We start from the raw sequence: 19,773 nt of genomic DNA, 5'->3' as shown, positions 1-19,773 counted from the left end.
TGAGGGTCATGCGCTGATCAATCCCAATCAATTGCGAGAAAAAACAATCGACATTCTCATTGATTCGACGATTCCGAAAGAAAAACAACTGGATTTACTGGAAGACATAAGGACCACGGCCGGTTTAAGCGAATACCAGATGCGTGAAATTGTGTCGCGTCCGCTCACGGGTTTCTTTGAATCCGCGGCTTCGGATTTGGTGGCGTTGCGCGATTCCAAAACGGAAATTTTTCAAAAGCAGATTCAACAAGCCGTGGATGATTTTGGTCCGGAAAGCGTGGCGGTGGAAATCGGCCGGGCAGAGCGTGACGAGTTTTTGCAAAACATCGAACCGGAGATAACCCAGTTTCAGGTTTTGAAGGCGACTGCCTCCGAAATCTTCTCTGGACCTGCAGATCCTCTTGTGAAAGTAGACACCTTATTGCAGCAGTTTCAAAAGGATTTTCTGCCTCCCCATCAGATACCAACTTTGCTGGAAGGCATCGACAAAGGTTCGGTTGTGTTTCAAGATGACAAACTGCCATCAGCGTTGTTGAAAGTAAAAATACCCGAATTGAAGAATTTCGCCCAGCAAGGAATTCAGTTTCTACTCGATCTGCCGAATACCCGCGCAATGGTTGAGCAGATGCGCAACGCTGATATTGGTGGTTTCGAGAGTTTTGAATTTTTACAACGGTTGGTTGATGGCGCTTTCCGGAAACAACTCAATGCTTTCTCGCAATCATTCCAACATTCCGAAGCTGCATCGCCGTTTCGGGAGATTGAAGAACATTGCAACCGGTGGAGGACCAATTACGAGAAAACGACAACCCGAAAAGATCGCGAATTCATACTCGATACTGGCCTGGAGTTGATGCAGAATTTTGCAGATGGACTTCTGACAAAGCCGGTGAATGAGTTTGCCCGAAACATAGAGGATCTTCAATTGGATGTCCATTGCAGCGAGGTTATTGAATCGGTTCGCACGGGAAGCGACCTGCTGCTCGCATTCCGGAATGGCCATTTTGTGCAGATTCTCGCTGCTGTGAGCCAAAGGGCCGCAAATAATCCGGCTCTATTGCAGATCATTAAACAGGCTCTTCACCTCACCACAACCGGGACAAATTTTTTCCGCGGGCTATTGAATCGAGATTGGGAAAAACCAATTGCGCAAGCACTGAAAAAAGATCCTCGAAGTAAAGAATTACGGGAAGTGTACGGCGTACTCTCCGATGCTCTCAACCTTTTCCTTCCACTCCAGAGCATCGACTATCTCACTCCGTTTCTGCAGTATCAAAAGCAACTCGGCGCTATCAGAGACGAGACTGTTAGAAATAAACTGATTCAACGCTATGAAACACAGGCTTTGAGTTTGCGCGCTTTGTAACGCCGGCTTCCAGCCGGCCAGCGCCTCGCAGAGCTCGAAGTCTTTTGCCAGCTAGAAGCTGGCGTTACAAATTACTGGAGAGCTCTTCGAGTCAAAGTGCGGTCCATGCATGTTATCATACGCGTTAAGCCTTATGACTGTAAAAGATCAGGTTTTTCTTTATTGCTTTTTGCTCTATGAAGGGCAAGACCAGCAAGTTTTAAGTTTTCTTACTGAGGAAAGAGCCAAGATGGTTCAAAAGGAAGCGCGTCGCTACGATCGTTTTCCTAAAGAAGTTCGAATGACACTGGTATCCAAATTACTCGGGTACCTCGTTCAGCATGTGCGAAACAGGAATCTTGAAAGAGTTCATCCCAGCTGGATTGCAGACTCTCTCGAAAAAGAATCTCCCAAGGTGCGGGCAATTCTTTTGAGCCGGCTCTCTCCGGAATACAGGAAAGAAGTCGAACAGTTGATAAAATCTCAGCCCGTTGCTTTGCCTTATGTGCCTCAACAGTCCTCGGACGCCATTTTTCAACTGTTTGGAATGCGCTTTGCGTCGATGCAAGCGCCCTGGGGAGAAGCTCAGCTGACTCTTCAAACTCTTTTTCTTTTAAAGCAACAAGAGATGTTCATCTTTCTTAGACATGTAGGCGTAAGAGAAATCGCGCGAGCTTCCTCGATTGCCGGAAAAAATGCCCTTGCGGCCCTGGTGGTTCGTTTTCCGCCCACTCTTCAAGAGGATTTTCTGAACGAAATCAAGACTGTTTCAGGCGATACTGGGGATAAAGTGAAACTGGCAACCAAGAGATTGAGTCAAATCGATCTTGCTTCCATGTCGATGGAGGATGCGACATTGAAAGTGGGATTGACAAAATTAGGGGCAAGCCTGAAGAATGAAAAGGAAACCGCCCGAAAAATTGCTCAGCGTCTTCCTCGTTCCTACGGCATGATAGTATTAGAAGCAATGATAGAAATGGAAACCGGGCAAGACGAGGAACAGGAACTCTTGGTTATTCTTCGCGATTTAGTCGACAAAGGAAAAATCGACAGTCAACAAGTCGATTCAATATTTTCCTCTATTTCTCGAGTCCGCCCATCTGGTATCAGTTAGAAAGTTGAACCTTTGAACCTTCTTATGGAATATCCGGCATATCAGTTTAAGGGGCTCGAACAGTTTGCCAGAGGCGATATAGCCATCTTGAATCGTGCTAGCTCGTTTCTTGCTCAGCCCGATGAGCTAAAAGAAATCTTGAAAGCCGTTGGAGACGTCCTGCTGGACTACGATATTTTCAATCTGGACGATATCGAGATTAGTTTGATCGTGAAACCCGTGGGCCACATCGGTAAACCTCAAGTCCGGAAGCTTTTGCAACCGGCCATCTCCATCGGAAGAACGAATGATAATGATGTGCCTTTGAAATCTCCGATTGTTTCCAAGAAGCATGCTTTGATTTTCAGGCGCGGCCTTGAATACTACCTGAAGGACATGGAAAGCAACAATGGAACGCAGCTGAATCAGGTTCGTTTGGAGCCAGGCAGTGAAGTCGTTTTGAAGAATGAAGATGTGATCAAGATTGATCCCTTTGAGATCAAAGTCAGTCTTCCGGTCGATGTATCGATTGCGAAACGCCCGCTAAACATTGAAATCATAACGGTTCGCAAATGCCGTGAATTTCGTGCTCCCAGGCATGTTGGCATTTTCATGCAAGTGCAGCCGGCAGGGAAGACCGTCGCTTTGATTTTGGATGATGAATCGGCGCGATGGTTGATACAAAAAATCTTTATGGGCCAGGAGAGCCAGGGAGCGTGGACCGAAATGGAGTCCGGCCTGCTCGAATACATGACTTGTAAAATACTTTCCACCCTCAATCCGTTTTTCCGCGAGTCCCGTTTTATACTTCAGAATGTCTCACGGGAAGAGCCGGAAATCCTGAAATTACTTTCGAATCAAAATACGATGGTAGAAATTGCGTTTGGCACCCGAACAGAGATCGGAATGGTGCATGCAGGACTTTTCTTACCGGCAGAATTCCTTGCTGATAATAAAACGGAGATCGATTTCCTTTCACGGGCGCCATGGATATCAAAGATGAACTATTCCTTTTCCGTGGATGTGGGCGCGGCATATCTATCGCCCGAACAGATTACTATACTGGAAGGAGGAGATATCATTCTTCTGGATCGTGCTACTGTTAGCTTTGATGGTGAGAAAGTTGAGGGGAAGGTCGGGCTTCACAGTTCAATGTTGCGCCGTGGAGTCATCCAGGCATCGCTATTTTCAGACGGTGCAGGGAGTGCGAAAATAACCATTGATGGCGTATTTCAGGAGGGTTTGAGACACATGACTGAGGTAAAGAAGCCGGAGAGTGCCCCTGCTGCTGAAGGAGTGCCTGAAGTTTTATCCAGCCTAGAAATACCGGTGATTGTCGAATTTGCGCGGCTGAATTTTACGCTTGAGGAACTTTCCACGCTCAAGGAAGGACAAATCATTGAGTTCGAAAAAATGCCTCCCGAAGTAGTCGATCTATCGGTGGATGGAAAAGTAATCGCCAGCGGAAAACTTGTGGACGTAGAAGGAAAGCTGGGGGTTCAAATCGTTCGCATTTTGAAAAAAGTTTAATCATATGAAACCGCCAAGTCGCCAAGGGCGCCAAGCAAGGACAAAAGGAATTTCTTGTTTTTATCTTGGCGTCTTGGCGTCTTGGCGGTTTCATTTGTAACCGCGAAGTCCCTCAAGCGCACGGGGGAGATGAAAAGTTAGATGATTTTTTTACTCCAGCTCGCCCAGCAAGCAACCACACCGGAGGATATCAATTTTGCTGCGCTTTTCCTCCGGATGTTGATCTTCCTTGGATTGACGCTCTTGCTCATTGTATTCATGCTGAGGAAAGTCCTGCCGCTTCTCATTCCCGGCGCGCAAAAATATGGGAGCAGGACCATTCGCGTTCTCGAACGAGTTCCGATTGACCAGCGAAAAAGCCTCCTCGTTGTAGAAGTTCAAGAAAAGGTTTACCTGCTCGGCTCGGCGGAAGGTCAGATCAACGTGCTCATGGAATTGGACCGCGCAAAGATACTATCCCAGGAAACAAATGCCCCCAGACAGGGTTCATTTGCCGAGATTTTAAGGAAAACTCTCTCTAAACAGAAATCTTCGTAGAATGAATAAAGTAGAGGGACTCTCCAAAGAAGAGTTGATCGAACAATATACCCCTTTGGTCCGGTCGATTGCCTTTCAAATCAAGCAGCGCCTCCGTGTGCCGCTGGAAATGGATGAGTTGGTTCAAGAAGGACGCATCGGATTGATGGAAGCAGCAGACCGGTTTGATTCAAAGCTCGGAGTCTCTTTTAAAACTTTTGCTTATTACCGCATCAGGGGCGCTATGTATGATGGACTGCGAAAAATGGATGTCATAACTCGCCGGAAGAACTCCAAATTGCAGTTTGAAGCTGCCGCCACCGAGTTCCTGGCCGACGAAACTCTTCGTGGATCGATAGAGACAAGGAGAATGACGCTTAAGGATGAAATGGATGAGGTCGTCGGTTTGATTTCGGGTTTGGTTCCCATTTATATGTTGACCACCGACGCCATTGACCGTTTGGAACAGGAACAAACGGGCCGGTCTCCCGTAGAACAGGTGGCGCTGAAGCAAGAAAAGGCTGAATTGAAAAGGGCGCTCGAACAGCTTCCTCCCAAAGAGAGGCAGCTATTGGAGTTCCACTACTACAAGGATATGACACTGGAACAGGCGGCTTCGCAGCTTGGGCTTTCAAAATCCTGGGCTTCACGCCTCCATGCAAAAGCGATTTCAAAGCTGCAGAAATTGTTCGCGGGAAGGAGCTCGGTCGCCGGAAAGAAATGATCGAAGATGATGGATTTTTGTTGACGGTTTTGGATCGGTCGAGTAAAGTAGAATGTATTAAAACATTGAAAAATCTAAAGTTACACGCTTAATACCGCAGGAGGTATTGTGGCCAAAGAAAAATCGAAAGAGGAATTAAAATCATTCACGGTGGGAGCGGCCCACGGCGGGTCGAAAGGTAAGAGCGAAGCAAAGCCCGCAGCGAAGCCGGGAAAAGCGATAAAAGTTGAGATTAGAGAATCAGTATTTCCCGTATTAACGAATCTCCGTCGCGGTGGTGGAAAGGAGGCGAAGGCATTTCAACAGGAAATGCAGCGGATTCTTCTCGCGGCCAGTGAAGTCTCAAAAAAGGGATCTGAGAAAGAGAAGAAGGATGCCGAACAGGTGCAAAAGGCTTATGCATTATCACTTGCTATTCTCGAGAGCAGCAAAATTGTTCGTTAAACAAAGTGGCGCGGGCGTCCCGCCTGCGGAGCTTAGCAACTTTCGAAAGATCGTTGTCGATAATACTGTTCAAATACTTTAGGAGGCTAAGTTTATGCCAGTTAGTAACGCACCAACACCTTTTGGGCTTCAATCCGGTGGTTCCGCTGGAGGAGCTACGGGATCTGACGCGATCGGCCCTTTAACCGAAGTCATCAGCCAAACCCAGGCGCAGACGGCGGATTTTTCGAATAAGTTAACGGATCCGACATTTAGCGGACAGAGCGAAATGGGAAAAATGCTGGAGCTTCAGCGGGCAGTATCTTTGGAAACAATGATGTATCAGGCTGTTTCCAATTTGGAAAAAGCTCGGACAGATGCTTCAAAAAACGCAATTCAAAACATGAAGTAATCTCGCGCCGGTTTATGCCGGCCTGATGCAAGGAGAAACTTGTGGCTAAAGTTTCAGATATTAAACCGGAAATCAATCAACTGAAGTTTTTGTGCGAAGCGGGTCAGTGTCTTGCCGCGAACAATCGTTACGCACTGGCAACGGAAATCTTTCAGGCTGTGGTTGCTCTATCACCGCAAAGATCGATCGGTTATACGTTGTTAGGGGATGCTTATTTCAATCTGGACAGGTTTGATGAGGCTCTGAAATCTCATCAAAAGGCGGTAGAGGTAGATCCGGGCAATACATTCGCGAGAGTCCATTTAGGGGAAGTTCTGCTGTTTAAGAAACAGAAGGACAAAGCGATTGCAGAACTGAAAAAAGTGGTTGAGAAAGATCCTAACGGAGTCGATGCGAGTTTGGCGCGGCAGTTGATGAAAGCCGCAGAAATGGGAGTTTTCAATAAGATTTAAGGGAGATAGGGAGATCAAATCTCAATATCTCCATTACACTGAAAAGAGCCGCCCGGGGAGCGGATTATGAAAATCAAAGGACCGGGAAATTATTCCGGACCGCCGCCTCCAGAACCGAAAGGAGACGACAAAAAGGTCGGAAAATTTCAACCGGAAAAACATGTTCAGCAGACGCAGGACACCAAAGCCAAAGCCAAAGGCCAAGCTCAAAGTATCTCTTCGATCGAAAAGGGGCTGAGTGAAGTTGCTAAAACTGCCAAAGCAGAAGGATTGAAAGGAGAAGCCCTTGCGGCAAAGGTCGTCGATACGGTTTTAACGGAGATGTTCGGCAAGGATTTTGTGTCACGTCCTGATGCGGCGGCTTTGCGCGAAACAATCACACCGTTTGTCGCGCAGGATGAGCATTTGTCTTCGAAATTGCAAAGTTTAATTACCCGATTGGGCAATAAGACTTAAGGGAGGAATTTTTTATGGTTGACGCTATTGGCGGGGCTGGAAAAGCCGGCGCCGAAATGTTCAAAGAAGCTTCCAAACAGCTTCAAAATGCAAATGAGCAGATGTCGAAGTTTGAAGATCTTCGGCAGAAATTAGAGAGTCAGGAATTCACCGTCAACAAGCCGGGCGGTGAGCATATGCAAATCAGTCAGCAACAGTCCACCAACCAGGTCGATCAGGTGAACAAGACTAATCAAGTGGAGCAGGTAAATCAGACACAAAAAGCAGGTGAGATACCTAAGGTCAAGGACATGGAAGGCCTGGAGAAGGTTGTGGACCGGATGAAGAGCAGCCAAAATCGCCTGAAAGAAATTCTGGACCAGGCCATGAGCGGCAGGACTTTTTCCCCTCAGGAGCTTCTTGCCATGCAAACGGAAGTTGGACAACTGACTAACGAGATTTCGCTTTGCTGCAAAATGGTGGAACAGGGCGTTTCCTCATTCAAATCCACAATGCAGATGCAGGTGTAGATGAGATCGGATTGGCGATTCTCCCCCCTTATGAAGGGGGGAGTAAGAGGGGGGTTGGAAGCGTTTCTGCTTATTTCCAACCTCCCCCTAGCCCCCTCCTTCATAAGGAGCAGGAAGTCATGTCGCAATCCTCTTATCAAGGAGAGTTGATGAAACACACGTTTCGGCAGTTGTTTCTTGCAATCGGAATGGTGTTGAGCCTTAGTGTGATGATTTCATGCAGCCAGGAGCTGCACCACGGCTTAACAGAAGAGCAGGCCAACGAGATGGTGGTTACGTTAACCAACAATGGCATTCACGCTACAAAAGTTCCGATCGAAGGGGAAGTCCTTACCTTTACGCTGACCGTACCTAAAGGGGACGCGTCCCACGCCTGGGAGATACTCCAGGCAAATAATCTGCCGAAGCCTCCAAAAAGAGGATTTGGGGAAGTGTTTGCCAAGACAAGCCTGATTCCGACAGCTGTTGAAGAAAAGGCCATGTACATGCAGGCGGTGATGGGTGAACTCGAGAAAACATTGGTCACCATGACCGGAGTGGTGGAAGCGCGCGTCCATGTAGTTTTGCCTGAATCGGACGTTTTGAAAGAAGAGTTGCAAGGTCCGACCATCACGAAAGCTGCAGTTTTATTGAAATATAAACCGGACAGGAGCGGCGCTGTGCCTTTTAAAGAGGAAGATGTGAGGAATTTGATTGCGAATAGCGTAGAAGGATTAAAGCCTGCTGATGTCGCAGTGGTCGCGTCCGAAATCGCGTCGGACCGTCAGCCGGATATGATCCACTATGGACCGATCAAACTATCAAAAGACTCATTATTCCCTTTCCAGATTCTTGCGGCTGTTGTGATCGTCCTTCTGCTTTTATTTGGTTTTATAATCGCAATGGCTGGTCGATCTTCCATGGCGTTGCGAAAAGAACTGGAAGCGCTTCGAGCGGCATTGCCGGCTACAAACCTGCCAGAAGTTGTAGAAAAGTAATCATTGATGGATGACGTCAAGGTAGTGAAAGTAATCAAGAAGGATAAGACCTCCGGGAGTAATCTGCGAGAGGACCTGGGCCGCGATTCGATTGAACAAGATGGAATCATTCGAGGTGAAGTTTATTCGGCTTCCGCAAAAGCGCGTGAGCTGCTTCAAAAAGCGCAGCGGGAGGCCGAGGCAATTCTACGAAATGCGGAGGAGGAGAGCGCCAAACAGCGCCAGACCGGATACGACACCGGTTATCAGGAAGGTCTTGCTCAAACGACAGAGTTAATGGTTAAGGCTCGAACCGAACAGGAACAATTTATAAAAAATGCCAACCGCGATTTAATGGATCTTGCTTTCAAGATCGCTGAAAAAATTATCGGCAAGCAACTTGAGATGGAGCCGGAAACGATTATTGGCATTGTGAAACAAGCGATGCAAACGGTTCGACAGAGCAAGCAACTCACGATTCGCGTTCATCCGGAAGATGCGAAGATTTTGAAGGAGAATGAGGAAGAACTCCAGGAAACTCTTGGGAGACAGCGGATTCTCGATGTGGTGGAAGACAAAAAGGTTCATCGGGGCGGCTGCATCATTGAATCGGAAATCGGTACGGTAGAAGCACAGCTTCAAACCCAGTTGGAGCGGTTGAAGAAAATCTTATTGCAGCCAAAAGCTTGACAAAACGCAGGCGTCTCGCCTGCATTATGGACCGCGGGCGTCACGCCCGCAGGAAACAAGAATTATGGCCGAGGTAGACAAATCATTACTTTCTCCTGATTTTTCGAAATACCTGGAGATGATTGATAATGCATCTCCCGTCGAAGTGAAGGGACGCGTTGTTGAGGTAGCAGGTCTTGTGGTGAAGGCAGTTGCTCCCGGTGTATCTGTTGGTGAGGTTTGCAATATTCGTTGCGCTCATCGCGCAAAGCCGATCCGCGCAGAAGTCGTCGGCTTCAAGGATGAACTTGTGTATCTTATGCCGTTGGGAGACACAAGCGGAATCGGTCCGGGCAGTGAAGTCAGCACAACTGGGGCTCCTCTAACGGTCAAATGCGGACCGCGCCTGCTGGGACGCGTTTTGAATGGTCTGGGCGAGCCGATGGATCATAAAGGAGATCTGGTTGGTGATGATTTTATCGATTACCCCGTGATGCAGCCTCCTCCCGATCCGCTCGAGAGACAACGTATCTTAACGCACATTGAAGTCGGAGTTCGGGCCATTGATGCGACCTTAACCTGCGGAGAAGGGCAGCGCATCGGCGTATTTGCAGCAGCAGGTGTAGGGAAAAGCACATTGCTGGGTATGATAGCCCGAAATACTGAAGCAGAAGTAAGTGTGATTTCACTGATTGGTGAACGTGGCCGTGAAGTGCGCGACTTTTTGGAAAAAGATCTGGGAGAGGAAGGGCTGGCGCGCTCTGTTTGCATTTGTGCGACATCGGATCAACCTTCTCTGGTGCGTTTGAAGTCAGCCTATGTTTCGACCGCGATTGCCGAATACTTTCGCGATCAGGGTAAGAAAGTCATTCTCATGATGGACTCCTCCACGCGTTTTGCGCGTGCTCAGCGCGAAATCGGTTTGGCCATCGGAGAACCTCCCGCAAGAGCAGGCTACACGCCTTCCGTCTTTTCAGAGTTGCCAAAACTTCTGGAACGGACAGGGAATTCCAGCAAAGGTTCAATCACGGCTTTTTACACCGTTCTGGTTGCGGGGGATGACATGAATGAGCCTGTCGCCGATGAAGTCCGCTCCATCCTGGATGGACACATCATTCTTTCCCGTCCTCTTGCTGCCTCCGGTCACTATCCTGCAATCGATGTGTCTCAAAGCGTAAGCCGTGTTATGGAAACAATCGCTGAAGACAGGCACAAGAAAGCATCAAGGAAATTGCGCGAAATACTTGCCACGTACGAAAAGCAGAAGGATTTGATTTTGATCGGCGCTTATCAAAAAGGGAGCGATCCGCGCGTCGATTATGCGATCAAGAAAATTGATGAGGTCAACGAATTTCTTCAGCAGGGTTTGTACGAAAAAATGTCCTTTGGGGAATGTGTCGACAAACTTTGCGCTCTTTTTGACGAGTAATCTCTATGGCAAAGTATCGCCTGCAAATCGTCCTGGATAAACGCCAGAAAGCAAAGGAAGATGCCGAAAAAGCGTTAGGAGAGGCCCAGAAAGCTCTGGAAGAGGAAAAAAAGAAAGAAGCGCAATGCGTTCAGGCGGTGGAAGACGCGAAGCAACACAAAGAAAACGCAAAGATCGAATTGAATCAAAAAATCCTTGATGGGAAACTCTCCGTTGAAAAAATTCGGATGGGCAAAGATCATTTGAAGAGTCTGGATTTCGAAATTAAAAAAGCCGAGGAAAAACTGCAAAGGCAGCGTGAAAAAGTAAAGGAAGCGGAGTTGTTTGTGGAACAGCGCAGGTCGGAGTTACTTGAGAAAACGAAAGATTTCCAGGCAATCGATAAGCATAAGGAAAAATGGAAAGAGAATATCAAAAAAGAGATCGAGACTGCTGAACAAAATGAGCAAGAAGAGATCGGAAACGTTCTCTTTGTTGCGAGAAAAATAAAGGATTCGTCATCATGAAAACATCCAGTGTATCTCAACAAGCTCCCGCTGCCAAAACAACTGACAACAAAACGCCAAACAAGACAGAAGCAAAACCGCAAAAGGAATTCAAAGAGGTTCTGGATTCCGACGCGCCTAAAGTACCCCGTGGAAAAATATACGGGAAAGGACTTCAAAAAGGACCGAAGCTTGCCAAAGGTCAGACCGAACATCAACCTTTGACCCACGCCGGCAAAAAACCCGTTTCGGCCAAACATGGAAAAGAGGACTTTCAGGAAGGGGCCCTAAAGAAAGAGGAATTCTCAAAAAAACAGGTCAAAGAAAAAGAAGAATTAAAAGAGTTTTCAGTGCCAAATATGAATATGAGTCCGGCCTCGATACAGGCGAAAGCGGAGGTTCAAAAAACGCATGCTCCGGCTCTCAATATCCGGGAGATTGAAAGCATCGTTCAAAAAGTGCAGGTGGGCGTAAATGAGAAAGGCCTGCCGGAGATGAATTTTGAAATCATGACCGATAAACTCGGCGCTTTAAATCTAAAAGTCAGTTCGGAGAATGAAAAAATCAATATCCAGTTTGTTACACAGGATGCAAGCGCGCAAGCCGAATTGCAAAAGGGCATGAATGAACTTTCGCAATTACTGGGTCAACGTGGCCTCAACCTGGCTGAAACAAATGTCATGACCCGCGATCAACAATCGCAACAACAGCAGGATCGCGGAGGCCGTGAATCGGATTCCTCTGTCCAAACGGAAACAGCTAAAACGCGCGCACGCAAACGATCTACAACGGTACCGGACGATGACGGCTTCACAATTTAAGATGAAGCGCTACTATCTTTGTGCGGCTTTTCTCCTCTTTCTGTTTTTTCCACACATTGCGTTCGCTCAGGGAGACAACATCATTAATTCACCACTGGCGCTGCTGGTCTTGCTGGGTGCCATTTCTCTTGCTCCCTTTGTCTTAATCATGGTCACATCGTTCGTGAAAATATCAGTGGTTCTATCCATCCTGCGCCAGGCGCTCGGAACGCAGCAGATTCCTCCTACGCAGGTCATCAACGGACTGGCCATCATCCTGACAATTTACATCATGTATCCGGTTGCGCTCGAGATTAAAGATGGCACGGCAGCTTTGTTTGATGAGCGGTCACAGAGTCCCCTCCTATCGGATTCTACTACTCGATTAGTAAAGGAAGGAGTTCAGGTTGCTAAAGAGCCCCTTCGCAAGTTCATGCTAAAGCATGCACATATAAAAGACCGCCAGCTGTTTTACGGACTGGCCCGGCGGATGCGCACTCCGGAACAGCAGAAGAATCTTTCAGATAAAGCATTGATAGTTGTGGTGCCCGCTTTTGTGATCAGCGAATTAAAAGAGGCTTTTCAGATCGGTTTCTTGATCTTCGTGCCGTTCATCGTGATTGACATGGTTGTATCGAATATTTTGATGTCGATGGGGATGATGATGCTCTCGCCAACCACTATTTCTCTGCCTTTTAAGATTCTTCTATTTATTTTGATCGACGGTTGGTACCTGATCGCGCGCGGCCTGGTGCTTGGATACATACCGCATTAGCGGTTCCATGAGGAGAAATTATGCTGGAAAACCTCGTAGTGAAAGTCATCAATGAAGCGTTATTGCTGGTTCTGATTTTATCTGGCCCTCCAATTTTAGTAAGCATGATCGTTGGTCTTGTGATCAGCGTATTTCAGGCGACGACCCAAATTCAGGAACAGACTTTATCTCAGGTTCCAAAGATGATTACCGTTTTTTTAACTCTGGCTCTATCCGGTTACTGGATGATGAGTTTAATGATGCGTTTTGCCCAAAATCTCTTTTACAACTTTCCGAATCTCGTTCGTTGAGATTTAACGCCGGCGTCCGCCGGCCGAGCTAAGAGCCCATGGACGATCAAGTAATTGGTCAGATGGCATCGCGTCTAAGATTAGACGTTGATCCGTATTACGTGATCGCTTTGCTTGCGCTGATTTTCGCGAGAACCGCGCCCATGGTTGCTCTTTCTCCAATATTCGGCGGGAAAACAGTTGTAGCCCAGATCAAGGTCGGATTGGCTCTCATTTTGTCCGTAGCGTTATTTCCGTTTCTTTATCCGCTGATGCAAGGCAAAATCCCTCACCAGGGCCTGGCCTTCTGGGCGCTCATCAGCAAAGAGGCTGCGATTGGAGGACTGATTGGATTCACTTCCTCGTGGGTTTTCGCAGCATTCGAATCGGCAGGTCATCTCATCGATATTCAGCGCGGGTCCTCTCAGGCCAGCGTGTTGGTGCCTCAACTGGATATATCAGGGCCCATCTTTGCGAACCTGCAGGCGCAGATTGCGATCGTTCTTTTTTTTACTTTGAACCTTCATCATATTTTTCTTTCCGCATACTATCAAAGCTTCGATTTGATTCCGTTGCCGCAGTTTCCGAATATTTCAAACGATTTCCTCATTCTGGTGACACAACTGATCATCATGACCGGAAAAATCTTTTTGATCGCGTTTCAGGTAACCGCTCCGGTGTTGCTCTCTTTGTTTATGGTAGACGTAGTCATGGGAGTCATGAATCGTCTGGCTCCGGCAGTCAACGTTACCTTTTTAGGTCAGCCGGTTAAAGCCGCCGTCGGTATTATCATGTTTCTTGCGGCATTTACGTACATCTTGCGGTACAGCGGGAGATTGTTTGTTGATATGATTCAGGATTTAAAACTGGTATGGAAAATTCTATCCTAGCTTGGCGTTTCTTGGCGCCTTGGCGGTTAATAAATGTCAGATAAAACAGAAGATCCGACTCCGAAGCGGATGCGCGAGTCCAAGAAAAAAGGACAAGTCGCTAAGAGTCAGGATGTGACAACCGCATTCTTGTTTGTGGTTGCCTTTAGCATTCTGATTGCCATAGGGCCCGGAATGACGGAAAAGCTAAAAATCCTGATGAAGCAATATTTTGAGATCGCCGTAACACCCGAGCTCCGGCCGGATGCCTATAGCACGCTTGGCACGGAGCTGATTTTTACAATGCTTGGTTTGGTTCTCCCTTTGATGGCTGCGAATTTTGTCATTGCCGCTTTCGTCTGCTACATTCAAGTAGGCTCCCTATTTACGATGGATACCCTGAAGCCGGACATGAAAAAGCTGAATCCATTGAGCAAACTAAAGCAGTGGTTTTCGCCGACAATTCTTGTCGAGTTGTTGAAAAATATTGTCAAAATGACTGCTGTATGTTTTCTGGCTTACCAAATCGTTTCAACTTCTCTTCGCGGGCTGGTGCTCTCCGTTGGGAGCGACATCTCGAATCTGGGCGCTCTTTTGAGTGATATGGTGACGAGCTTCACCTTCCGCGTCGCTGCCGTTTTTATGGTGATTGCTGCGGCCGATTTTGCATTCCAGAAGAAACAGCATATGAAGGGCCTGAAAATGTCCAAGGATGAAGTCAAACGTGAGTACAAAGAGGATGAAGGCGATCCTCATTTCAAGTCGAAGAGGAAACATTTGATGCAAGAGCTGGTTTTCAATACCCAGATGTCGAAGGTAAAGAAAGCCACTGTTGTGGTTGTGAACCCAACGCGAATTGCAGTGGCATTGTTTTACGACAAGGAAAAGGGGGGAGCTCCGGAGATTGTTGCGAAAGGAGAAAGGTTGATTGCTGATCAGATTCGGGAACTTGCCAAGGAAGCTGGAGTTCCGATCATGCGGAATGTCAGTCTGGCGCAGGCATTGAATCGATTGGAAATTGGTGATCAGGTTCCGGAAGAATTGTACGAAGCGGTGGCTGAAGTCCTGAATTTTGTTTATAAAATGGGCCAGCACCAGCGGCGGTGATATGATAGGTAAGCAAATGTAGCGCGGGCGTCTCGCCTGCGTCATAAGGCATTTTTATGGCGAAAATAAAATTCGATCCTCAGGAAATTAAAAGATTGTTCATGACAGGGGAAATTATTCCCCTGATGACAAAGTACGGTGACGTCGGCCTCGCACTCATGGTGATCGGAGTGCTGGCGATGATCATCATTCCGCTGCCGTTCTTCGTACTGGATATTTTATTGACCTTAAACATTACGATGTCCGTTGTAATTTTGATGGTAACCATTTACATTCCGGAAGCGCTGAACATTGCTTCCTTTCCTACGATCTTGCTGGTTACAACTTTGTTCCGTCTCGGTCTTGAGATTTCGGCAGCTCGATTGATTCTTCTTTACGCCCACGCCGGTGAAGTTATCGAAGCATTTGGCAATTTTGTTGTGGGTGGAAATTTTGTTGTCGGCTTCATTCTATTCATCATCATCACCATGGTTCAATTCCTCGTAATCGCGAAGGGCGCAGAGCGCGTGTCCGAAGTTGCCGCGCGTTTCACTCTGGACGCCATGCCTGGAAAGCAAATGAGTATCGATTCAGATTTGCGTGCCGGCAACATCACCATGGAAGATGCCAAAAAGAAAAGGCGGAACCTCGAGAGGGAGAATCAGCTGTTCGGTTCGATGGATGGAGCGATGAAGTTTGTCAAAGGGGATGTCATCGCCGGAATGATCATCACAGTTATCAACATTGTGGGTGGTCTCATCATCGGCGTCATGCAAAAAGGAATGCCTGCTGATAAAGCGGCTAAGACATACACATTGCTGACCATTGGTGAAGGAATGGTCGCACAGATTCCCGCGCTGGTGATATCGCTTGCAGCCGGCATGGTTGTCACGCGAGTCGCTGCTGAGGAAGAGGGCGCGAATCTTGGAAAAGAAATTGGAACGCAGTTGCTCGCCCAGCCAAAAGCGATGGCCATCGCATCCGGGTTGCTGGTGGGACTTGGAATCATTCCCGGTTTGCCCAAAGTTCCATTCTTCATTATGGCCGCCGTAACCGGAAGCATTGCTTACGGATTGTTCAAGCTGAAAGAAAGACAGGAGAAGGGAGAAGTCATTGCCGGCACGGAACCGAAAAAGGAAAAGAAACCAACCGATGCCGAGAAAGAAGAAGATCAACTTTCTCTACCATTGCCGGCTCCGCTTGCGCTGGAGCTAAGCACCGAGATGACAAAGATGCTGGACGTATCTACAGCAGGCGGGCGCTTCATCAATGAGCTGTTGCCGCAAATCAGGGACCGTCTTTTTTATGAGCTGGGTGTGCGATTTCCGGGAGTCCGCGTGCGTGGTATGGTTCCTGGTCTCGGCGCCGATTCTTATGTCGTGAAGCTCAATGAAGTTCCCGTTGCGTTTGCAAACGTAATGTTGGGGAAGTGTTTTGTAAACGATACGGCCACGAATGTGCGGTTATTGCAGATTGAAGCGATTGAAGGAATGAATCCCATGACTCATCAGGCGGGTTCGTGGATTCCGTTGGAAGATCGCGAAAAAGTGGAAAAAGCAGGAATCACCATTATTGACATTCCCGGTTATGTTTCGCTGCACCTGGGAGATGTCATGCGGAGGTATGCGTTTGAATTCATCGGAATCCAGGAAGTTCAGGGAATCCTGGATCAAATGGAGCAGATTTATCCGGCCCTTGTGAAGGAAACAGTTCCAAAACTGGTGAACCTGCATCTGCTTGCGGAAATCCTCAAGAGATTGGTGCAGGAGGATATTTCAGTCGCAGACATGAGAACGATTCTCCAGGCGATTGCCCTCTGGGCGCCTGTGGAGACCAACCCAACAGTGCTTTCGGAATACGTGCGAACTGAAATGAAACGCTACATCAGCTTTAAATACACGCGCGGTCAGGGGAATCTAATTGTGTACCTGCTGGATCCGGAAATTGAAGAAATCATTACGAATTCTATCCGGCAGTCCGAAAGCGGAAATTATCTGGCACTGGATCCTGATTCGGCGCAGCAGATTCTGAAAAGCTTTCAATCAGAATTGGGAAACATTCCTGCCACCGCCCAGCAGCCGGTTGTGATTACAACAATGGAAGTCCGGCGCTATCTTAAAAAACTTGTTGAAATACATCATCCCTCAGTGGCTGTACTTTCCTATCAAGAGTTATCCCCGGAAATCCGGGTACAACCAATCGCGCGAATTGCCCTTCAGAAGCAGCTTTACTAAAGAAAAGATATTTCTTTTGCGGCTGAAGCCACAACCATGCATCGTTCAATATTGGACTCAGGATCCGCAGGAACGATGAAAAATACCGGCCTTCCTTGTTGATACCCCTGTGTGGTGCCGATCAGTTCCTCGCCATCCTTGAAAAGCACACGAATTTTGCGTCCCATTAAAGGTTTCGAGGAATCAAAATCCTTTTTGTCGTGGTGATCAGGATTTCCTTTGAAGTCCTTCACAAAAAAAACAGCTTTCAATTCCTCCAGGCGGACCATAATCGGTTTTTCAGCGGAATCAATCAGACTCAAGTGAAAGAAGGATCTGTTCGGAACAAAGTCGGTTGTATGCCCCTTCATCACCCGACCGTCTTTGTATCGAGCCACTATCTTGTTCGGATTCATGGTCCTATTCTATCAGGTAGCAAACGGCCGGCAAGGAATTCGAAGTGGGATTTTCGGTGGCAGACTCTCCATCAGTGAAGCTAACATAGCGGACTGATGGAGGAACGATTATGAAGTCCACAAATTTTTTAATTTCAGGTTTGCCGCTGGAAGCCTTTTCTAATCTATTCGAGCTGGATGATGCCGGACTGGCTGCTGTGAACGCGCGAAGATGCATCGCCGATTCGAAACCGGGTTTCCCCTGTCGTGTCAGTCTCGAAGATGCGGAGATTGGAGAATCTATCATTTTATTGACGTACGAACATCACGCTGTCGACGGTCCGTACCGCGGAACGGGTCCTGTCTACGTTCGACAAAGCGCAAAACAGGCTCAATTGAAAGTGAATGAATTACCCGATGTGGTGAAACGCCGGCTCATTTCGGTGAGAGCTTACAATTCTCAATCCTTAATGGTGGCATCGGAAGTTGTGGAAGGGAGCAATTTGGAAGAGCAAATAGACCGATTTTTTTCGGATGAGCAGATTCAGTACTTGCACCTGCACAACGCGAAACCGGGATGCTTTAGCTGCAGAGTCGACCGCGCCGCTAAAGAATAAATTATCCCGCCTGGTTGGTAGTTGCGTCTCCGTCCGTTAAAAGAGTTTCCGATGGAGGCGGTTCTCGATGCGCTTCTCCAGTTCTGCCTCAGCGGCAGCGGCAGGAGTAGCTCCTTTTGGTGGCTTCGGATCGGTTGTGTTGCACTTGAAATCCGGCAGTCCTGTGAGGTCTCCGTAGATCGTTGCAGTTGCATCACAGGCGATCTGTTGTCCACTGTTTCCTGAGATTGTAGTGTTGTTAGGGATCGGTTCGCCTGCTATCTGGAAGCCGCCGAATTCGGCGTTGGAGTTGTGTAAAACGCGCAGCCCGTCTGTCGAATTACCGGTGATAGCCGCATCAGAGATGGTAGTGCAAGCTCCACCATCCAGCACAATTCCTGCCCCAATATTGTTAACAATTTCGACGTTCCGCGCTACAACGCATCCCGGTCGGAATGCAGAAATACCGGCATCGTTGGTAATAGGAGAGCTTCCGTTATTTTGAACCTTATGTTTTATGGACGAAAGAGGCGATGAAAAAAATATGTTTGAAGAAACGGATATGATTCCGAATTGCGTGTGTCCTTGAATCGTTGTGAAGCCAGGTGCTGTTCCTTCAACCGCATTAATCCCCACGTGGGGCACTCGTCCAACGAAGAGTCCAATCGGGCCGTTATTTTCGATGAGATTGGATCCGTTTATTCCGGCAACACCACCACTAATAATCCCGATCCCAAACCCGTTATTTCGATAGATGTTTCCATCGGGCGGAGTGCGTCCGTTGACTGCAAGATTACTGGCCTGTACGATTACGGCATCCTCCACACTGTCTTCAATTGTTGTTCTGCCTCTGATCCGCAAAATTGAATTGTTAGCGGCGACGATTCCTGCGCCGTTATTACTGATGACTACTTCCTGGCCTGCGCTGGGTCCACCGATAACTGCCGTAGATTCCGTATCGGCAGTCACACCGATATCAGGATTGTTAATAATTGTGCATCCTCTTATATCCACATCAGACCGGAAAGCGAAAACCCCGGCAACCCCAAAATCATCCGCCTGGTTGTCTCCATCGATAATCAATTGCCGTAAAGAGATCTCCTGCGAGCGGTTTATGGAGACGACAATATCATTTGCAGCACTGGCGCTGCGAATCGTCGCTCCACTACTACCCTGGATTGTAAGGCGATCGATATGATCGATCGTGACGTTTTCAACACATGTGCCCGTGACATTGATGGTATGTGGTCCTGTCGGCGACGACAGCCCATCGATGGCGGCTTGAAGGCTCTCCGCGTTGTCGCAGTTCACGTTGACCATATCGGCACACAGGCAGAACGGGATAGCTAGAAAAACCACTGCAAGCAAAATGTTGATTTTTTGGGCGTGTAAACTCATGGCTCCTCCCTTTGCATTTTTCTTGACAATGCGGCCGATCCAAGAAGAGGCAAGCGACAAGCGATATGTCGACCGCTTTGTTACCCCACTCTCGCATGGTTTGACGGGACCAAACCGGTGCAATGATCCTATTTTCGCAAAATTGAACCATGAAAGCAATCGGTGAAAAGAGTGCCCTATGTTGTGAGACACCGACTCATTTCGGTGCAAATCTACAACTCGCAATCGTTGATGGTAGCATCAGAAGTGATGGGAGCAACCTTGAAGAGCAGATAGAACGCTTTTTTTCTGATGAGCGGATTCTTTACTTGAATTTGCACAACGCGAAACCGGGATGTTTTAGCCGCAGAGTCGACCGCGCCGATTAGGAATG

At 47.8% G+C, this 19,773-nt stretch carries 24 protein-coding genes; 22 read left to right on the top strand and 2 right to left on the bottom strand.

What is annotated here, in order from left to right; genetic code table 11:
* The 20 genes from L0156_28560 to sctV form a co-directional block, all read left to right on the top strand.
* A partial coding sequence (locus tag L0156_28560) for a hypothetical protein (protein MCI0606956.1) occupies positions 1–1,366 on the top strand: 1,366 nt, incomplete at its 5' end.
* Positions 1,367–1,499: 133 nt separating this feature from the next.
* Positions 1,500–2,459 (top strand): hypothetical protein, encoded by a 960-nt coding sequence (locus tag L0156_28555; protein MCI0606955.1) that lies wholly within the window; start codon positions 1,500–1,502, stop codon positions 2,457–2,459.
* A 12-nt stretch (positions 2,460–2,471) separates the two neighbouring features.
* Positions 2,472–3,968, top strand: a complete 1,497-nt coding sequence (locus L0156_28550) for a FliM/FliN family flagellar motor switch protein (GenBank protein MCI0606954.1) — start codon at positions 2,472–2,474, stop codon at positions 3,966–3,968.
* 141 nt (positions 3,969–4,109) lie between these two features.
* On the top strand, positions 4,110–4,505 hold the full coding sequence (locus L0156_28545) for a flagellar biosynthetic protein FliO (GenBank protein MCI0606953.1): 396 nt from the start codon (positions 4,110–4,112) through the stop codon (positions 4,503–4,505).
* A gap of 1 nt (position 4,506) precedes the next feature.
* Complete coding sequence (locus L0156_28540) at positions 4,507–5,208, top strand: sigma-70 family RNA polymerase sigma factor (GenBank protein MCI0606952.1); 702 nt, start codon at positions 4,507–4,509, stop codon at positions 5,206–5,208.
* A gap of 108 nt (positions 5,209–5,316) precedes the next feature.
* On the top strand, positions 5,317–5,652 hold the full coding sequence (locus L0156_28535) for a hypothetical protein (GenBank protein ID MCI0606951.1): 336 nt from the start codon (positions 5,317–5,319) through the stop codon (positions 5,650–5,652).
* A gap of 94 nt (positions 5,653–5,746) precedes the next feature.
* Positions 5,747–6,043 (top strand): hypothetical protein, encoded by a 297-nt coding sequence (locus L0156_28530; protein MCI0606950.1) that lies wholly within the window; start codon positions 5,747–5,749, stop codon positions 6,041–6,043.
* Positions 6,044–6,084: 41 nt separating this feature from the next.
* Positions 6,085–6,495, top strand: coding sequence for a tetratricopeptide repeat protein (locus L0156_28525; GenBank protein MCI0606949.1), 411 nt, complete (start codon positions 6,085–6,087; stop codon positions 6,493–6,495).
* Between the two features lie 66 nt (positions 6,496–6,561).
* On the top strand, positions 6,562–6,951 hold the full coding sequence (locus L0156_28520; protein MCI0606948.1) for a hypothetical protein: 390 nt from the start codon (positions 6,562–6,564) through the stop codon (positions 6,949–6,951).
* Positions 6,952–6,965: 14 nt separating this feature from the next.
* On the top strand, positions 6,966–7,460 hold the full coding sequence (locus L0156_28515) for a hypothetical protein (protein MCI0606947.1): 495 nt from the start codon (positions 6,966–6,968) through the stop codon (positions 7,458–7,460).
* Between the two features lie 149 nt (positions 7,461–7,609).
* On the top strand, positions 7,610–8,437 hold the full coding sequence (locus L0156_28510; protein ID MCI0606946.1) for a hypothetical protein: 828 nt from the start codon (positions 7,610–7,612) through the stop codon (positions 8,435–8,437).
* Between the two features lie 6 nt (positions 8,438–8,443).
* Positions 8,444–9,106, top strand: a complete 663-nt coding sequence (gene sctL, locus L0156_28505; GenBank protein ID MCI0606945.1) for a type III secretion system stator protein SctL — start codon at positions 8,444–8,446, stop codon at positions 9,104–9,106.
* Between the two features lie 118 nt (positions 9,107–9,224).
* Positions 9,225–10,514: a flagellar protein export ATPase FliI gene (gene fliI / locus L0156_28500; protein ID MCI0606944.1), complete on the top strand. Its 1,290-nt coding sequence runs from the start codon at positions 9,225–9,227 to the stop codon at positions 10,512–10,514.
* A gap of 5 nt (positions 10,515–10,519) precedes the next feature.
* The gene (locus tag L0156_28495) at positions 10,520–11,020 is read left to right on the top strand and encodes a flagellar assembly protein FliH (protein MCI0606943.1); all 501 of its coding nucleotides are present in this window, start codon (positions 10,520–10,522) and stop codon (positions 11,018–11,020) included.
* On the top strand, positions 11,017–11,820 hold the full coding sequence (locus tag L0156_28490) for a flagellar hook-length control protein FliK (GenBank protein MCI0606942.1): 804 nt from the start codon (positions 11,017–11,019) through the stop codon (positions 11,818–11,820). The genes L0156_28495 and L0156_28490 overlap by 4 nt, the downstream gene beginning before the upstream one ends.
* The gene (gene sctR / locus L0156_28485) at positions 11,801–12,574 is read left to right on the top strand and encodes a type III secretion system export apparatus subunit SctR (GenBank protein MCI0606941.1); all 774 of its coding nucleotides are present in this window, start codon (positions 11,801–11,803) and stop codon (positions 12,572–12,574) included. The genes L0156_28490 and sctR overlap by 20 nt, the downstream gene beginning before the upstream one ends.
* A gap of 20 nt (positions 12,575–12,594) precedes the next feature.
* On the top strand, positions 12,595–12,864 hold the full coding sequence (gene fliQ, locus L0156_28480; GenBank protein ID MCI0606940.1) for a flagellar biosynthesis protein FliQ: 270 nt from the start codon (positions 12,595–12,597) through the stop codon (positions 12,862–12,864).
* A gap of 38 nt (positions 12,865–12,902) precedes the next feature.
* Entirely contained in the window at positions 12,903–13,733 is an 831-nt protein-coding gene (locus tag L0156_28475; protein ID MCI0606939.1) for a flagellar biosynthetic protein FliR, read from the top strand.
* Between the two features lie 33 nt (positions 13,734–13,766).
* Positions 13,767–14,819, top strand: a complete 1,053-nt coding sequence (locus L0156_28470; protein MCI0606938.1) for an EscU/YscU/HrcU family type III secretion system export apparatus switch protein — start codon at positions 13,767–13,769, stop codon at positions 14,817–14,819.
* A gap of 56 nt (positions 14,820–14,875) precedes the next feature.
* On the top strand, positions 14,876–17,032 hold the full coding sequence (gene sctV / locus L0156_28465) for a type III secretion system export apparatus subunit SctV (protein MCI0606937.1): 2,157 nt from the start codon (positions 14,876–14,878) through the stop codon (positions 17,030–17,032).
* Here the strand turns inward: sctV and L0156_28460 are convergent.
* Positions 17,029–17,427 (bottom strand): hypothetical protein, encoded by a 399-nt coding sequence (locus tag L0156_28460; GenBank protein ID MCI0606936.1) that lies wholly within the window; start codon positions 17,425–17,427, stop codon positions 17,029–17,031. The genes sctV and L0156_28460 overlap by 4 nt on opposite strands.
* 110 nt (positions 17,428–17,537) lie before the next feature.
* Here L0156_28460 and L0156_28455 point away from each other — a divergent pair, with 110 nt between their 5' ends.
* The gene (locus tag L0156_28455; GenBank protein MCI0606935.1) at positions 17,538–18,023 is read left to right on the top strand and encodes a DUF1203 domain-containing protein; all 486 of its coding nucleotides are present in this window, start codon (positions 17,538–17,540) and stop codon (positions 18,021–18,023) included.
* Between the two features lie 36 nt (positions 18,024–18,059).
* On the opposite strand, the gene L0156_28450 is transcribed toward L0156_28455, so the two are convergent.
* On the bottom strand, positions 18,060–19,400 hold the full coding sequence (locus L0156_28450) for a hypothetical protein (protein MCI0606934.1): 1,341 nt from the start codon (positions 19,398–19,400) through the stop codon (positions 18,060–18,062).
* Between the two features lie 149 nt (positions 19,401–19,549).
* Between L0156_28450 and L0156_28445 the strand changes: the two genes are divergently transcribed.
* Positions 19,550–19,768: a DUF1203 domain-containing protein gene (locus tag L0156_28445; GenBank protein MCI0606933.1), complete on the top strand. Its 219-nt coding sequence runs from the start codon at positions 19,550–19,552 to the stop codon at positions 19,766–19,768.
* Positions 19,769–19,773 lie beyond the last annotated feature (5 nt).

Source organism: bacterium, assembly GCA_022616075.1.
GTDB lineage: Bacteria > Acidobacteriota > HRBIN11 > JAKEFK01 > JAKEFK01 > JAKEFK01.
This window is presented reverse-complemented; position numbering and strand designations above follow the sequence as displayed.

What these genes read in the sequence shown, in the direction of transcription:
- L0156_28555 (MCI0606955.1), top strand. Translation starts at nt 1,500, where the DNA reads ATGACTGTAAAAGATCAGGTTTTTCTTTATTGCTTTTTGCTCTATGAA.
- L0156_28545 (MCI0606953.1), top strand. Translation starts at nt 4,110, where the DNA reads ATGATTTTTTTACTCCAGCTCGCCCAGCAAGCAACCACACCGGAGGAT.
- L0156_28540 (MCI0606952.1), top strand. Translation starts at nt 4,507, where the DNA reads ATGAATAAAGTAGAGGGACTCTCCAAAGAAGAGTTGATCGAACAATAT.
- L0156_28530 (MCI0606950.1), top strand. Translation starts at nt 5,747, where the DNA reads ATGCCAGTTAGTAACGCACCAACACCTTTTGGGCTTCAATCCGGTGGT.
- L0156_28520 (MCI0606948.1), top strand. Translation starts at nt 6,562, where the DNA reads ATGAAAATCAAAGGACCGGGAAATTATTCCGGACCGCCGCCTCCAGAA.
- L0156_28515 (MCI0606947.1), top strand. Translation starts at nt 6,966, where the DNA reads ATGGTTGACGCTATTGGCGGGGCTGGAAAAGCCGGCGCCGAAATGTTC.
- L0156_28510 (MCI0606946.1), top strand. Translation starts at nt 7,610, where the DNA reads ATGAAACACACGTTTCGGCAGTTGTTTCTTGCAATCGGAATGGTGTTG.
- sctL (MCI0606945.1), top strand. Translation starts at nt 8,444, where the DNA reads ATGGATGACGTCAAGGTAGTGAAAGTAATCAAGAAGGATAAGACCTCC.
- fliI (MCI0606944.1), top strand. Translation starts at nt 9,225, where the DNA reads ATGATTGATAATGCATCTCCCGTCGAAGTGAAGGGACGCGTTGTTGAG.
- L0156_28495 (MCI0606943.1), top strand. Translation starts at nt 10,520, where the DNA reads ATGGCAAAGTATCGCCTGCAAATCGTCCTGGATAAACGCCAGAAAGCA.
- L0156_28490 (MCI0606942.1), top strand. Translation starts at nt 11,017, where the DNA reads ATGAAAACATCCAGTGTATCTCAACAAGCTCCCGCTGCCAAAACAACT.
- sctR (MCI0606941.1), top strand. Translation starts at nt 11,801, where the DNA reads ATGACGGCTTCACAATTTAAGATGAAGCGCTACTATCTTTGTGCGGCT.
- fliQ (MCI0606940.1), top strand. Translation starts at nt 12,595, where the DNA reads ATGCTGGAAAACCTCGTAGTGAAAGTCATCAATGAAGCGTTATTGCTG.
- L0156_28475 (MCI0606939.1), top strand. Translation starts at nt 12,903, where the DNA reads ATGGACGATCAAGTAATTGGTCAGATGGCATCGCGTCTAAGATTAGAC.
- L0156_28470 (MCI0606938.1), top strand. Translation starts at nt 13,767, where the DNA reads ATGTCAGATAAAACAGAAGATCCGACTCCGAAGCGGATGCGCGAGTCC.
- sctV (MCI0606937.1), top strand. Translation starts at nt 14,876, where the DNA reads ATGGCGAAAATAAAATTCGATCCTCAGGAAATTAAAAGATTGTTCATG.
- L0156_28460 (MCI0606936.1), bottom strand. Translation starts at nt 17,427, where the DNA reads ATGAATCCGAACAAGATAGTGGCTCGATACAAAGACGGTCGGGTGATG.
- L0156_28455 (MCI0606935.1), top strand. Translation starts at nt 17,538, where the DNA reads ATGAAGTCCACAAATTTTTTAATTTCAGGTTTGCCGCTGGAAGCCTTT.
- L0156_28450 (MCI0606934.1), bottom strand. Translation starts at nt 19,400, where the DNA reads ATGAGTTTACACGCCCAAAAAATCAACATTTTGCTTGCAGTGGTTTTT.
- L0156_28445 (MCI0606933.1), top strand. Translation starts at nt 19,550, where the DNA reads ATGAAAGCAATCGGTGAAAAGAGTGCCCTATGTTGTGAGACACCGACT.